This is a genomic window from Nocardia otitidiscaviarum, assembly GCF_007362295.1.
In the GTDB taxonomy this organism is placed as follows: domain Bacteria; phylum Actinomycetota; class Actinomycetes; order Mycobacteriales; family Mycobacteriaceae; genus Nocardia; species Nocardia otitidiscaviarum.
The window spans coordinates 4,457,820-4,472,019 of the sequence record NZ_CP041695.1; the positions used below are offsets into that span (position 1 = coordinate 4,457,820).

Sequence of the window (14,200 nt, forward strand, 5' to 3'; positions counted from 1 at the left end):
GGTTATTTCACGCGCGTCGCGCTCAGAGCTCCTGCCACCACTTCGCGGCGATGCGACCGGATGCCACGAGGACCGAGGGGCCGCGCAGGGTGGCGGTGCCGTGGTCAATGGTGACGGTGACCTCGCCGCCGGGGATGCGGACGTGCACCTCGCCGGATGCGGTGTCGATGTCGACGCCCGCGCGGACCAGGGCGGCGGCCGCGGTGGCGACGGTTCCGGTGCCGCAGGAACGGGTTTCGCCGACGCCGCGTTCGTAGACGCGCATATCGACCGCGCCGTCGTGCAGCGGGGTGAGGATTTCGACATTGACGCCGTTGGGGAAGACGGTGCGGTCGAAGGTGGGGGCGGCGGTGAGGTCGAGCGCGGCCAGGTCGGCGGCGGTGAGCGTCGGGTCGACGCAGGCCAGGTGGGGGTTGCCGACATCGATGCCGAGGCCGGTGACGGTGCGGCCGGACAGCGTGGCGGTGGAGGTGCCGAGCCGGCGCACGCGGCCCATGTCGACGGTGACCTCGCCGTGCACGGCGTCGGCGTGGTGCACGACGACGGGCCGGGCTCCGGCGCGGCTGCCGACCACGAACTCGTCGCGGCTCTCCAGGCCGGTGGCGGCGAGGTAGTGGGCGAAGACGCGGACCCCGTTACCGCACATCTCGGCGATGGAGCCGTCGGCATTGCGGTAGTCCATGAACCAGTCCGCGGCGCGCACGCCCGCGGGGAGTTCGGCCAGCACGCCGGTGTCGACGAGCGCACCCGCGCGCGCCACCCGCAGCACCCCGTCCGCGCCGAGTCCGCGCTGCCGGTCGCACAGCGCCGCGACGCGGGATTCGGTCAGCTCCAGCCACGCGTCCGGATCGGGCAGCACCACGAAATCGTTCTGGGTGCCGTGCCCCTTGCTGAATTCGATCTCAGCGCTCTCGCTCATAGTCCTCACCGCAACGCCCGGCGCTGCCGGGAAATTTCGTACAGGGCCACCGCCGCGGCCGACGGCGCGCCGAGCGTCCCGTGGGTCGGGATGCTCACCAGCTCGTCGCACACCGGCGCCCAGGCCGAGCCGAGGGTGTCCCGCTCGTCGCCGAGCACCAGGATGGTGGCTCCGCCGAAGTCGAGTTCGTCGAGCGCCATCCCGCCGCGATCGTCGCTGCCGACGATACGGGGGTCGAGTCCGCGCGCCTCCAGGGCGTCCCGGAAGGCGAGCACCCGCTCGGGGCCGGGCACCCGGAAGACCGGCACGGCGAACAGCGCCCCGTCGGAGGCGCGCACCGCCTGCGGGTCGAAATGGTCCGCACCGGAACCGGTCACGATGACCCCGGCGGCTCCGTAGGCGGCGGCGGACCGCAGCAGCGCCCCCAGGCGCAGCGCCGAGGACGGCCGGTCGATGACCACCACCACGGGCGGATCCGCCACCGATCCGGGTGCGAAGTCCTCGAGTTCGGTGTGCCGCGACACCGCGACCGCGACCAGTTCGGGTACCGACTCCGCGGGTTCGGCCAGTTCGGCCATGAGTTCGGGCACCAGGCCGACGCTCGGTACCCCGCTGCTGTCGATGACCTGCCGCGCCCACACCGACGGCGCGGGCGTACCGAGCCGGTACACCAGCGTTTCGAGCGGCCAATCGGTTTCGAGCGCGCGCGCGATGGCCCGCTGCCCGAGCACGAGAAAACGTCCATCGCGCGCCCGTTTGGTCCGATTGTTCAGATATGCCTGCCACACCTGAACCGAGGCGTTACGGGTGCTGCCGCGCTGCGTCACTACCGAACTCGTTCCTGTTCCTCGAGGAGGGCCGACGTCGTGGCGACCAGATCCGGATCCGCGCCGTCGACCCAGCGCACCCGGGGGTCCCGCCGGAACCACGAACGCTGCCGTCGAACGTAGCGCCGGGTGCCGATGAAGGTGCGCTCCTGTGCGTGTCTCAGGTCGTATTCGTTGTCGAGGTACGCGAGGACTTGTGCGTATCCGATCGCGCGCCGCGCCGTAACCCCTTCGCGCAGACCGTGATCGAGCAGCCCGATCACCTCCTCGACGAGACCCTGCTCGAACATGCGGGCGGTGCGCAGCTCGATGCGGGCGTCGAGTTCGGCGGTCTCCCGGTCGACACCGATGACGGTTGTGCCCCAGCGGGGTTCGCCGATCCTCGGCTGGGAGGCGGCGAACGGCTGCCCGGTCAGCTCCACCACCTCGAGCGCGCGCACCATGCGGCGGCCGTCGGTGGGCAGGATGGTGGCCGCCGCGACCGGATCGGCGGCCCGCAGCGCCTCGTGCACCGCGCCGAGGCCCCGCTCCGCGAGCACCCGCTCCCACTTGGCGCGGACCTCCGGATCGGTCGCCGGGAAATCCCAATCATCCAGTAGCGCTTGCACGTACATCATGGAGCCACCCACGATCACCGGAACGTGCCCACGCGCCATGATCTGCTCCACATCGGCGCGGGCGGCCGTCTGGTAGGCGGCGACGGTGGCGTACTCGGTCACGTCGAGCACGTCGAGCTGATGGTGCGCAATCCCGCGCCGCTGGGCGACGGACAGTTTGGCGGTGCCGATATCCATACCGCGGTACAGCTGCATGGCGTCGATGTTCACGACCTCGCCGCCGAGGCGCAGCGCCAGCTCCAGAGCCAGATCCGACTTTCCGGTGGCGGTGGGGCCGACGACGGCGACGGGGCGGATCACCGCTCGCCCCCGGGCCGCCAGACGCTGACGTGATAGCCGACGCCGAACGGTGCCGCGCGGTAACGGGTCTCGACCCGCGGGCGGCTCGGGTCGTCCACGAACAGACCCGCGAGCGCCTGGAACCCCGGTCTGCCCGCCACCGACAGTTCGGCGCACAGCGGCGCGTCCAGCGCGGCCAGGCCGTCCCGGTCCCCCGCCGTGAGCGCGCGGTCGAGATCGGCCTGGAAGGCTTCGGCGCGCGGATCGAAATAGCGGGGCGCGGCGGTGGTCAGGGTTGCCGCACCGTCGCCGACCACCAGCACGCCGACGGGTTCGGGGTCGGCGTCGAGTTCGGCGCGCAGCTCGCGGCCGACGTTCAGGGCCCGCGCGCCGGGGGTGTCGGCGGCCAGCAGCCGGACTTCGGCGCTGGTGTCCGGGGCGGTCCGGGCGCGCAGCCAGCCACCGATCAGCACCGGCAGCGGCAAACCCGGATCGGCGGCCGTATCGGCGGTCAGCGCGGCGGCCGAGAGGCCCGCCCGGACATCGACGCCGAATCCGCGGAACGTGCCCACCGCCGTCGAGGCTACTTGTCGGTCGGTTTCCGAAACCCCGATGACGATCCACCGCACCGCCGACCGGGCCAGCTCCCGCACCGCATCCAGCGTGGCCTCCCGCAGCGCCGTCACCTCGCCACCGTCCGCCACACCCGCGGCACCGCCCAACTCGGGTACGAGCACGGGCGGCGAAGGGACCAGGGCCGCAACACTGAACACGCCGTCAACCGTAGCGCTAACCCGCCACACCAGCCCCACCCCGTCCGCGCCGCCGCGCGGTGACGCGGCCCGCAAACGCAGCATTTCGCCACCCAGCCTGGTTGAATGGGGTCAAGCTAGATGGGATGACCAGGGCGTAACCAGGCAGCCGTGACGCGCGGCAGGGACGAGGAGCAATGACCGACAACAACGGAAACGACAAAGCTACCCACCCGGAGTCGACCACGACGCCCCAGCCTGGCGCGGCCGCCGCCGAACGACCGTCACCAGCCGCCGAGGCCGCCGGCAATCGGCCCCGCAAACCCGGTGCCCGCAGCTCTGATACCCCCAAACCCCATGCGGTCAAACCCGCGCCCGGCCCGGCGCACACCCCCCACCCGCATGCGGTGGTGGTGCCGACCGTCAGCGACCCCAGCCAATGGGGGCGCGTGGACGAGGACGGCACCGCCTGGGTGAAGACCGCCGACGGCGAGCGGGTGGTGGGCTCCTGGCAGGCCGGTGACGCCGCCGAGGGCCTGGCGCACTTCGGCCGCCGCTTCGACAACCTCGCCACCGACGTGGTGCTGCTCGAGGAACGGCTCGCCGCCGGAGCCGACGCCCGCAAGATCAAGGCCGATGCCGCCGCGCTTGCCGAATCGTTGCCGACCGCCGCCGTGATCGGTGACATCGACGGTCTGGCCCGGCGGTTGCAGGCCATCATCGAACACTCCGACGAGGCGGCCGCGCACGCCAAGGAGGAGAAGGAGCGCACCCGGCACGAGCACACCGAACGCAAGGAGGCGCTCGCCGCCGAGGCCGAGCAGATCGCCGCCGAATCCACCCAGTGGAAGGCCGCGGGCGACCGGCTGCGCGAGATCCTGGAGGAGTGGAAGACCATTCGCGGCGTGGACCGCAAGGTCGACGACGCACTGTGGCGGCGCTTCTCCAAGGCGCGCGAGGCGTTCAACCGCCGCCGCGGTGCGCACTTCGCCGAACTGGACCGGGAGCGGGCCGCCGCCAAGACCCGCAAGGAAGAACTGTGCGTGCGCGCAGAGGAGCTGTCCTCCTCCACCGACTGGGCGGGCACCGCCTCGGTGTTCCGTGACCTGCTCACCGAATGGAAGGCCGCGGGCCGGGCCCCGCGCGAGGCCGACGAGCAGCTGTGGCGGCGGTTCAAGGCCGCCCAGGACGTCTTCTTCGCCGCCCGCAACGCGGCCGCCTCCGAACGCGACGCGGAATTCGAGCAGAACGCCGCCGCCAAGGAGGAACTGCTGAAGCAGTACGAGCACATCGATCCGGAATCCGGACTCGACGCCGCCCGTGCCGCCCTGCGCGACCTCCAGGAGAAGTGGGACGCCATCGGCAAGGTCCCCCGCGAACGCATCCACGAACTCGAGGGCCGCCTGCGCGCCATCGAGAAGAAGGTGCGCGAAGCGGTGGACGCCCAGTGGCGGCGCACCGACCCGGAGGCCATGGCGCGCGCCGCCCAATTCCGCGAACGCGTCGCCCAATTCGAGGAGCAGGCCGCCAAGGCCCAGGCCGCGGGCAAGACCCGCGACGCGGAGAAAGCCCTGGAGCAGGCCAAACAGTGGCGAGAATGGGCCGAGGCCGCCGAGGGCGCGGTCAGCCAGCGCTGATCACCGCCACCACCGTCGGGCACCCGGAGCCGGACGGGAGTGAGGCATGCACCTGAAGCGCGGGCTCCGGGCGTCCATGCGCAACAACGGGCAGGCCTACGGCTTCTCCGTCTCCATCACCGCGGGCGCCGCACTGCTCAATACCGAGGCGCATCGCGCGGGCGCGGCACAGATCTTCCTGTTCGCCATGGGCGCGGTCGCCGCGTTCAGTCTGCTCGAAGCGGTCGTCTCGACCGGATTCCGGCAGCGGCTCGACAAGGAGCCCAGCACCGTGATGGCGCTGGGTGTCTCGTTGAGCTTCCTCTCGGTCGGCGCCACCATCGGCGTGGCCTGGGTCGTCGCCCGCTTCGTCGGCGGCACCCTCGCCTGGCCGCTCGCGGGCTTCCTCATCGCGCTGGTCTACCCGCTGCTCGCGGGCCTGGAACTCGCCATCGCCCAGCGCGCGCGAGCGGCGGCGGACGACGAGACGCCCGAGGAGGGCGCGGTGGAGCGGGAGGACGACGCGAGCGACAGCTGACCCGCGCCGCGGCGGCTCACTCCTCGTCGCCGGTGAGCCAGCGGCGGTCCTGCTGCTCGGCGGCGGCCGCGGCCTGGCGGCGGCGCTCCTCGGCCTCCAGGTGCACGACGGTGCGGCTCCACACGACGCGAATCCAGTGGAAGGTGAGCACGATCGCGGCGATGGCCGCCAGGATCAGCCCGATGCCGGGACCCGAGCCCTCGTAGTTGCCCAGGCCGGGGGTCTGGCGGTGCCAGATGGAGAAGACGCCGAACACGCTGGCGATGGCGGTGCCCGCGGTGGCGATCCAGGCCAGCACCCAGCGGCGGGTGGTCAGGGCGGCCAGTGAGAAGCCGATGCCGAACACCACCACGAACCACTCGAAGACCCGGGAGGGCAGGCCGATGTGCTCGTCCTGGGCGACCGCATCGTAGAGCAGCACGTCGAAGCCGCGGGCGGCCCCGGCGTGCGGCAGCACCAGCGAGAGCAGCAGCACGAACACCGCGCCAGCGACCACCAGGGCGCGCACCCCCGGATCGATCTCACCGGCGATCTTGCGTTCCACCGCCTCCAGATCGCCGCGGAACTGCTCGAACTCCTGGCTGCCCTGCTCGGTGGACTTCATCGTCTCCTCGTTCGGGTCGGGGGTGTTGGGCTCGTCGCCGTGCCGATCGCTCATCGCGCGCTCACAGCCCGCAGCCGCTGTCGCAGCCCGACGACGCGGCGGGCAGCGGTTCGGGTGCGCCGATGCGCGGCAGTCCCAGGCCGACGCCGATGGGCGCGGTCTTCGGGGTGACGCCGCGCTCGTGGGCGTCGCCCGCGCGGGTGCGGCGATGGTCGCGGACCACGCTGTCGGCGATGAGGTGGTGCGGAGCCGCGCCGGTGATGTCGACGGTGACCAGATCGCCGGGACGGATCTCCGTTCCGGGCGCGGGATCGGCGGGGGGACGGAAGTGCACCAGGCGGCCGTCGCGGGCGCGACCGCTCATGCGCGCGGTGGCGGCGTTCTTCTTGCCCGCGCTGCTCTCGGCCACCAGCAGTTCCACCTCGGTGCCGACCAGTGCCTGATTGGCCTCCAGGGAAATCCGCTCCTGCAACTCGATGAGCCGCATATAGCGTTCCTGCACCACGTCCTTGGGCAGCTGATCGGGCATCTCGGCGGCCGGGGTGCCGGGGCGGATGGAGTACTGGAAGGTGTAGGCGCTGGTGAACCGCGCCTGCCGCACCACATCCAGGGTCTCCTGGAAATCCTCCTCGGTCTCGCCCGGGAAGCCGACGATGATGTCGGTGGTGATGGCGGCGTGCGGCATCGCCGCCCGCACCTTCTCGATGATGCCCAGGTACTTGGACTTGCGGTAGGAGCGCCGCATGGCCTTGAGCACGCGATCGGAACCGGACTGCAGCGGCATGTGCAGCTGCGGGCACACGTTCGGCGTCTCGGCCATTGCCTCGATCACGTCGTCGGTGAACTCGGCCGGATGCGGGGAGGTGAAGCGCACCCGCTCCAGGCCCTCGATGGATCCGCAGGCGCGCAGCAGTTTGGCGAAGGCGCCGCGATCGCGCGGTTCGTTCGGGTCGGCGAAGGAGACGCCGTAGGAGTTGACGTTCTGCCCCAGCAGCGTCACCTCCATGACGCCCTGGTCGACCAGCGCCTGCACCTCGGCCAGCACATCGCCGGGACGGCGGTCCACCTCCTTGCCGCGCAGCGACGGCACGATGCAGAAGGTGCAGGTGTTGTTGCAGCCCACCGAGATCGACACCCAGCCCGCGTAGGCGGATTCACGCTTGGCGGGCAGCGAGGACGGGAACGCCTCGAGCGCCTCCATGATCTCCACCTGCGCCTCGCTGTTGTGGCGGGCGCGTTCCAGCAGCACCGGCAGCGAACCGATGTTGTGGGTGCCGAACACCACGTCCACCCAGGGGGCCTTCTTCACGACGGTGTCGCGGTCCTTCTGGGCCAGGCAGCCGCCGACGGCGATCTGCATGCCCGGACGTTCGGCCTTGATCGGCGCGAGATGGCCGAGGGTGCCGTACAGCTTGTTGTCGGCGTTCTCGCGCACCGCGCAGGTGTTGAACACGACGAGATCGGCGGTGTCACCGGATGTGGCCTTGACGTACCCGGCGTCCTCGAGCAGACCGGACAGCCGCTCGGAGTCGTGCACGTTCATCTGGCAGCCGTAGGTGCGCACCTCATAGGTGCGCACGACATCGACGTCCATCGAGTCACGTGCGGAAACCAGCCCCAACGAATTCACCCGTCCAGGGTACGGGCTCCGATTCGCGGCCGTTCCACCCCATGGGATCAGCGTGATCCGTCTCTCTCCCGTCACCGCGGCGTCAATCCTCGGTTACGGCGGGGTGTCGAGTCCGGGCGGTTGTGGCGTCGCGGGGGCCAAAGGCGAGCATTTCGGGCAACGGCCCTCTAAGGTCACTGGTCATGACCGACGCCGCCACACCCGTCACCGCCGACGCGCCGATGATCTCGATGCAGACCGTGGACAAGCATTTCGGGGCTCTGCACGTCCTGCAGGACATCAACCTCGAAGTGCCCAGGGGCCAGGTCGTCATCGTGGTGGGACCGTCCGGCTCCGGTAAGTCCACGCTGTGCCGCACCATCAACCGGCTCGAGACCATCGACTCCGGCACCATCGCCATCGACGGGGTGCGGTTGCCCGACGAGGGCAAGGCCCTGGCGCGGCTGCGCGCCGATGTGGGCATGGTGTTCCAGAGCTTCAATCTGTTCGCGCACAAGACCATTCTCGAGAACGTCATGCTGGCGCCGGTGAAGGTGCGCCGGATGGACAAGACGAAGGCGCGCGCCCGCGCCATGGAACTGCTCGAACGGGTCGGCATCGCCAATCAGGCCGACAAGTATCCCGCCCAGCTGTCGGGCGGTCAGCAGCAGCGCGTCGCCATCGCTCGCGCGCTGGCCATGGACCCGAAGGTGATGCTGTTCGACGAGCCCACCTCCGCGCTCGACCCCGAAATGGTGTCCGAGGTTCTCGAGGTCATGGTGCAGCTGGCCAAGGACGGTATGACCATGGTGGTGGTCACCCACGAGATGGGTTTCGCGCGGCGCGCGGGCAACCGGGTGCTGTTCATGGCGGACGGTCAGATCGTCGAGGACACCGATCCGGACACGTTCTTCACCGCGCCCAAATCCGAACGCGCGAAAGATTTCCTCGGCAAGATTCTCAGCCACTAAACACTCCGCCACTTCACGAGAGAGAAGGATTCAGATGAGGATCACCCAAGCGCTGCGGCTAGCCGTCGGGGCCATCGCCCTGACCGTGGTCGCCAGCGGCTGCGGCGGCGGCAGCGACAAGACCGCCACGGAGAACGCCGCCGACGGCAAGCTCACCATCGGCATCAAGTACGACCAGCCGGGCCTGGGACTGCGCGAGAAGGACGGCTCCTTCAGCGGTTTCGATGTCGACGTCGCCACCTATGTGGCCGAGAAGCTGGGCGTGTCCCCGGAGAACATCACCTTCAAGGAAGCACCGTCGGCACAGCGCGAGACGCTGATCCAGAACGGGCAGGTGGACTTCATCGCCGCCACCTACTCCATCACCGACAAGCGCAAGGAGAAGGTCGACTTCGCCGGGCCGTACTTCATAACCGGCCAGTCGCTGCTGGTGCGCTCGGACAACACCGACATCACCGGCGCGGAGTCGCTGAGCGGCAACAAGAAGCTGTGCTCGGTCAAGGGCTCCACCCCCGCGCAGAACGTGAAGGACACCTACGCCAAGGACGTTCAGCTCCAGGAGTACGACACCTACTCGCTGTGCGTGGAGGCGCTGAAGGCCGGTGCCGTCGACGCCGTCACCACCGACGACATCATCCTGCGCGGTTACGCGGCGCAGAACCCGGGCGCGCTGAAGGTCGTCGGTGACACCTTCACCGTCGAGAAGTACGGCATCGGTGTGAAGAAGGGCGACACCGAATCCCGCCAGAAGATCAACGACGCGATCGAGGACATGATCACCAGCGGCGCCTGGCAGGCCGCGCTGGAGAAGAATTTCGGTTCCACCGGAATCCAGATCCCCGAGCCGCCGCAGCTGGACCGCTACTGAGTTGACCGTGCGTGCCGGGCGGGGGCGTCCCCGCCCGGCACGCGACGTCTTTCGATCGGAGGGATGCGCACGCCGTGTTCGATTTGATCTCTGAGTATTCCGACCAGCTGCTCGACGCGTTCTGGGTGACCATCAAACTGACGGTCTTCTCCGGAGTGCTCGCGCTGGTCCTCGGCACGATCATCGCCGCCATGCGGGTCGCGCCGGTACCCGTGGCACGCTGGGTCGGCACGGCGTACGTGACGATTTTCCGCAATACCCCGCTGACGCTGATCATCGTCATCTGCTCGCTGGGCCTGTACTTCCAGCTCGGTATCAAACTCGCCGGTGAGGGGCCGAACGACCTCGCGGAGAACAACTTCCGCTGGGCGGTCGTCGGATTGGGGGTGTACACGGCGGCTTTCGTGTGCGAATCGCTGCGCTCGGGAATCAATACGGTGCACATGGGGCAGTCGGAGGCGGGCCGGTCACTGGGCTTCACCTTCTCGCAGAATCTGCGACTCATCGTGCTGCCGCAGGCTTTTCGCTCGGTGATCGCACCGCTGGGCAGCGTGCTCATCGCGCTGACCAAGAACTCGACGGTCGCGGCGGCCATCGGCGTCGGTGAGGCCGCCCTGCTCATGAACGAGATGATCGAGGTGGAGGCCGCGCCGCTGGCCGTCGGTGCCATCTTCGCCTTCGGCTTCGTGGTCCTGACCCTGCCCACCGGTCTGCTGTTCGGCTGGCTGGCCAAGCGATTCGAGGTGGCCCGATGAGCGCCGGAACCGTTCTCTACGACGCCCCCGGCCCCAAGGCGCGCATGCGCTACTGGCTGTACACGGCCGTGGTCGTGGCGGCGGTGGCGGCACTCGCCTGGGTGGTCTACAGCGGCCTGGACGCTCAAGGCCAGTGGGCCGCCGACAAATGGGAGCCGTTCCTGGACGCGCAGATCTGGGAAACCTATCTGCTTCCGGGTATTCGGGGCACCCTGGTGGCGGCGGCACTGTCGATCGCCTTCGCACTCGTGCTCGGCATGCTCTTCGGCATTCTGCGGCTGTCGGATCACCGCAGCGTGCGCATCGTGGCGGGCACCGTGGTGGAGATCGCCCGCGCCATCCCGGTGCTGATCCTGATGATCTTCCTGTTCGCGGTCTACGCCGAGTACAACGTCTTCCCCAACGACCGGCTCGCGCTCGCCGCCGTGGTGACGGCGCTGACCATCTACAACGGCTCCGTCATCGCCGAGATCGTGCGCTCCGGCATCAAATCGCTGCCCAAGGGGCAGACCGAGGCCGCCGTGGCGCTCGGCATGCGCAAGTCCCAGGTGATGACCGCCATCCTGCTGCCGCAGGCGATCACCGCCATGCTGCCCGCGCTGATCTCACAGATGGTGGTGGCGCTGAAGGATTCGGCGCTGGGCTACCTCATCGGCTACGTCGAGGTCGTGCGTTCCGGACAGCAGCTCGGGTCGGCGCAGGGCAATACCTTCCAGGCGCTGCTGGTCATCGCGGCCATCATGATCGCGCTCAACTACACGCTGACCGTGGTGGCGACCCGGGTCGAGCGGTGGTTGCGCACCCGCAAGCGCGGCGGGCGGACCGCGATCGGCGCGGACAACGCCACCGCCGCCGCACCGCCCGGAATGGATATCACGCTCACCAAGAAGGACTGAGTCAAGAAGGACTGAATTCGGTTCGGCGACCGCGTTCCCGCACCTCGAATGGACCCCGCTGCGCGGCCGCGGAGCGGGGTTCACTGCTGCAGCGGGTCAACTGCTGTGCAGCACAGCTCGATCGCGCGGCGCTACCCGCTCCCCTGGGGCCGCACCGGAAGCTCGTTCATGCCTCGCATCAGCACGCTGGTCTGCCATGCGGGGGTGAATGCCGCGTCGGCCAATTCCAGGTGCGGGAAGCGGCGCAGGAGGGCGCGGAAGGCGATATCGGCCTCCAGCCGGGCCAGCGGCGCGCCGACGCAGAAGTGGATGCCGTGGCCGAAGGCCAGGTGCCCGGATGTGTTTCCGTCGATATCGAGGTCCGGGCCGGAGTCGTAGCGGGACGGGTCGCGATTGGCGGCGGCCAGGGCGATGTAGACGAATTCCCCTGCGGGAATATCGATTCCGGAAATGCGGACGGGTTCGGCGGTGTATCGGATGGTGGACCAGCCGACCGGGCCGTCGTAGCGCAGGAACTCCTCCACGGCGGCGGGCACCCGGTCCGGATGTTCGCGCAGCGTCTCCCATTGGGATCGGTTCCGCAGCAGGGCGTAGGTGCCGTTGCCGATCAGGTTGACGGTCGTCTCGTGCCCGGCGACCAGCAGCAGGAACGCCATGGCCACCAGTTCCCGCTCGTCGAGCCGGTCGCCGTCCTCGGCGGCGTGCACCAGATCGGAGAACAGGTCGTCACCCGGATCGGCGCGCTTGTCGGCCATGAGCCGACGCAGGTACTCCGACATGCCCAGCGTGGCGGCCTCCCGCTCCTCCACCCGATTCCCGGAGGAGACCAGCACCCGTGTCCACGCCTGGAAGTCGGCGCGGGCGTCCAACGGTATGCCCAGCAGTTCGCAGATCACCGTGACCGGGAGCGGGTTCGCGAAGACCCGCATGAGATCGACCTCGTCGTGTGCGGCCATCTCGTCGAGCAGACCGGCGGTGATCGCCTCGATGCGCGGGCGCAGGGTGGCGACACGGCGCGGTAGGAACGCCTTGTTCACCAGTTTTCGCAGCCGGGTGTGTTCGGGCGGATCGCTGTTGAGCATGTGCGCGGCCAGCGCCTGGGCATTCGAATCCGACAGGGTCCGCACGTTCTTGGCGCGGAACAGGGCGTAGAGGTCGTCGGCGTTCTTGCGCAACCGGGGGTCGGCCAGGGCCGCGCGGCCCTCGGCGTGGCCGATGATCACCCAGCAGGGGGAGCCGCCCGGAAAGCGCACCCGGTGCACCGGACCGTGGGCGCGCCAGCGGTCGTAGTACCGGTGCGGATCGGCGTGGAAGTCCTCGCCCACCACCTCGATCGATTCGGTGGTACCGCTGTCGACCATGTCATCCTCCTGACCACCGCGACCCACCGCCGCGCCCCACCTGTCCACCATGAAGAGATCCGACGGCGACCACGCTACCGAAACGCTTGGCGGGACGCCGTTTTCGCTGCTGGAGACCGGTACGCCCGCATTACCGAGGCGGCTGGGCGGCACCCGGGACGGGAGCCAGCGCGACGGTGATGTTGTCGCTGCCGCCCTGACGGATGGCGAAGTCGACCAGGGCGCGAGCCTCCGACAGCCCGACCGGACCGGTCGCGCCCGCCGGCCCGAAGGTGTAGTCCCCCAACGCTTCCGCCTCGGGCAGGTAGTTCCACAGGCCATCGCTGCACAGCAGCAACGCGCCTGGACCGGTGGCGTGCAGCGAGCGGATACTGTCCTCCGCCCAGGGCGTGGTGCCGATATCCGCGCCGAGCCAGCGGGTGAGCGTATGCGCCCCGCGCATACTCATGGCGGTGCGCTCGTCCACACCGCTGATCTTGATGAAGTCCTGGGCCAGGGAGTCGTCATCGGTGAGACGGCGTGAGCCTGTGCCCACGCCGAGTTGACCGGGTGCCCCGGCCCCGGCTGCCGCACCGGACCCGGGGGACCCACCCGGCGCAGCGCTTTCCACGGCTGCACCCATCGCGCCGGACCCGGCGGACGCGCCGGACTCGGCGGACGCGCCAGATCCTGTCCACGCACTCGTGCCGGCGGTTGTGCTGGTCGCGCCCGATGCATCGGACGGAGCGGACCCACCTGGCGCGGTGCTCCCTGCTGCTGCACCGGACGCAGCGGAAGCGCCAGACCCGGCGGACGCGCCGGTGCCTGCCGCTGTGTCGGTCGCTTCGGATGAGCCGGGGGTAGCGGGCGCACCCGCCGCGGTGCCCCCCACGACTGCACCGGGCGCGGCGGACGCACCAGGCCCGGTGGACGCGCTGGTGCCTGTCGTTGTGCCGGTCGCGCCCGATGGCGCGGGCGCGCCCGGCGTGGCGCGCCCTGCGGCTGCACCGGGAGCGGCGGGAGCGGGGGCGGCGAGCCAATAGGCGCGGCTGTCACCGACGTTCGCGACCGTGATGTGGGTGCCGTCCGCCGTCGGTACCAGTACGGCGGAGACGTAGGTGCACGAGGGGGCGCGGCCCTCGGGGGTTCCGACGGCGCGGACCGCTTTGGCGGCCGCCGACAGTCCGGCCAGCGCCACCTCCTCCAGCACCGCGCCCGCGCCGAACGCCGCCAGGCTCGCCGCGACCCCGGCCCGTGCCGCGGCACCCGATGCGGCCTGTGGATCCTCGGAGGTGGACACACCGTCGCAGACCACGATCACGGTCGCGCCGGGCTGGCCGGGGGTCGGGCCGTCCAGGACGGCCACGGCCACCGAGTCCTCATTGTGCTCGTGCACGAGTCCGCGGTCGGTGACGACGCATACCGTCCCGAGGTCGGCCTCGAACCGATCCTGCCGTGGATGCGGCATTCCGCAGCCCGCGCAGTGCCCGGCACGGTCGTAGTTCTCCCCTCGGCATCCGGTGCACGGTCCGACGGGCCGGTCCCGGTCCGGCAGCGCCACCCGCCGAATGCGGGGCGGTGGCCCGCCCGGCGCGCCGGACCGATCCGT

At 70.1% G+C, this 14,200-nt stretch carries 14 protein-coding genes; 6 read left to right on the plus strand and 8 right to left on the minus strand.

What is annotated here, in order from left to right; genetic code table 11:
- Window positions 1–22: 22 nt before the first annotated feature.
- Genes dapF through FOH10_RS19875 form a run of 4 tightly spaced genes read right to left on the minus strand, consistent with a single transcriptional unit; the run spans window position 23 to window position 3,415 of the window.
- Window positions 23–901, minus strand: a complete 879-nt coding sequence (gene dapF / locus FOH10_RS19860) for a diaminopimelate epimerase (protein WP_143984209.1) — start codon at window positions 899–901, stop codon at window positions 23–25.
- Between the two features lie 23 nt (window positions 902–924).
- Window positions 925–1,746 (minus strand): TrmH family RNA methyltransferase, encoded by an 822-nt coding sequence (locus FOH10_RS19865; protein ID WP_143981871.1) that lies wholly within the window; start codon window positions 1,744–1,746, stop codon window positions 925–927.
- Complete coding sequence (miaA, locus tag FOH10_RS19870) at window positions 1,746–2,663, minus strand: tRNA (adenosine(37)-N6)-dimethylallyltransferase MiaA (RefSeq protein ID WP_143981872.1); 918 nt, start codon at window positions 2,661–2,663, stop codon at window positions 1,746–1,748. Before miaA ends, FOH10_RS19865 begins: the two co-directional genes overlap by 1 nt.
- Window positions 2,660–3,415: a class III extradiol ring-cleavage dioxygenase family protein gene (locus tag FOH10_RS19875; protein WP_143981873.1), complete on the minus strand. Its 756-nt coding sequence runs from the start codon at window positions 3,413–3,415 to the stop codon at window positions 2,660–2,662. Before FOH10_RS19875 ends, miaA begins: the two co-directional genes overlap by 4 nt.
- Before the next feature lie 176 nt (window positions 3,416–3,591).
- Between FOH10_RS19875 and FOH10_RS19880 the strand changes: the two genes are divergently transcribed.
- Entirely contained in the window at window positions 3,592–5,031 is a 1,440-nt protein-coding gene (locus FOH10_RS19880) for a DUF349 domain-containing protein (RefSeq protein ID WP_029928317.1), read from the plus strand.
- A 46-nt stretch (window positions 5,032–5,077) separates the two neighbouring features.
- Entirely contained in the window at window positions 5,078–5,548 is a 471-nt protein-coding gene (locus FOH10_RS19885) for a hypothetical protein (RefSeq protein ID WP_143981874.1), read from the plus strand.
- 16 nt (window positions 5,549–5,564) lie between these two features.
- Here FOH10_RS19885 and FOH10_RS19890 read toward each other — a convergent pair whose 3' ends face one another.
- Together FOH10_RS19890 and miaB are read right to left on the minus strand one after the other, a co-directional pair.
- Entirely contained in the window at window positions 5,565–6,152 is a 588-nt protein-coding gene (locus FOH10_RS19890; protein WP_143984210.1) for an Rv2732c family membrane protein, read from the minus strand.
- A gap of 61 nt (window positions 6,153–6,213) precedes the next feature.
- Window positions 6,214–7,746 (minus strand): tRNA (N6-isopentenyl adenosine(37)-C2)-methylthiotransferase MiaB, encoded by a 1,533-nt coding sequence (gene miaB, locus FOH10_RS19895; protein WP_143984211.1) that lies wholly within the window; start codon window positions 7,744–7,746, stop codon window positions 6,214–6,216.
- A gap of 257 nt (window positions 7,747–8,003) precedes the next feature.
- Between miaB and FOH10_RS19900 the strand changes: the two genes are divergently transcribed.
- The 4 genes from FOH10_RS19900 to FOH10_RS19915 all read left to right on the plus strand — a co-directional run bounded on the left by FOH10_RS19900 (window position 8,004) and on the right by FOH10_RS19915 (window position 11,251).
- A complete protein-coding gene (locus FOH10_RS19900; RefSeq protein ID WP_162836486.1) occupies window positions 8,004–8,732 on the plus strand; it encodes an amino acid ABC transporter ATP-binding protein in 729 nt (242 codons plus the stop codon).
- A gap of 34 nt (window positions 8,733–8,766) precedes the next feature.
- Complete coding sequence (locus FOH10_RS19905) at window positions 8,767–9,600, plus strand: glutamate ABC transporter substrate-binding protein (RefSeq protein ID WP_039815725.1); 834 nt, start codon at window positions 8,767–8,769, stop codon at window positions 9,598–9,600.
- 74 nt (window positions 9,601–9,674) lie between these two features.
- Complete coding sequence (locus tag FOH10_RS19910; RefSeq protein ID WP_143981875.1) at window positions 9,675–10,355, plus strand: amino acid ABC transporter permease; 681 nt, start codon at window positions 9,675–9,677, stop codon at window positions 10,353–10,355.
- Window positions 10,352–11,251: an amino acid ABC transporter permease gene (locus FOH10_RS19915; RefSeq protein ID WP_143981876.1), complete on the plus strand. Its 900-nt coding sequence runs from the start codon at window positions 10,352–10,354 to the stop codon at window positions 11,249–11,251. Before FOH10_RS19910 ends, FOH10_RS19915 begins: the two co-directional genes overlap by 4 nt.
- 131 nt (window positions 11,252–11,382) lie before the next feature.
- On the opposite strand, the gene FOH10_RS19920 is transcribed toward FOH10_RS19915, so the two are convergent.
- Window positions 11,383–12,612, minus strand: coding sequence for a cytochrome P450 family protein (locus FOH10_RS19920; RefSeq protein WP_143981877.1), 1,230 nt, complete (start codon window positions 12,610–12,612; stop codon window positions 11,383–11,385).
- Between the two features lie 130 nt (window positions 12,613–12,742).
- Window positions 12,743–14,059: a hypothetical protein gene (locus FOH10_RS19925; RefSeq protein ID WP_143981878.1), complete on the minus strand. Its 1,317-nt coding sequence runs from the start codon at window positions 14,057–14,059 to the stop codon at window positions 12,743–12,745.
- Window positions 14,060–14,200: the final 141 nt, after the last annotated feature.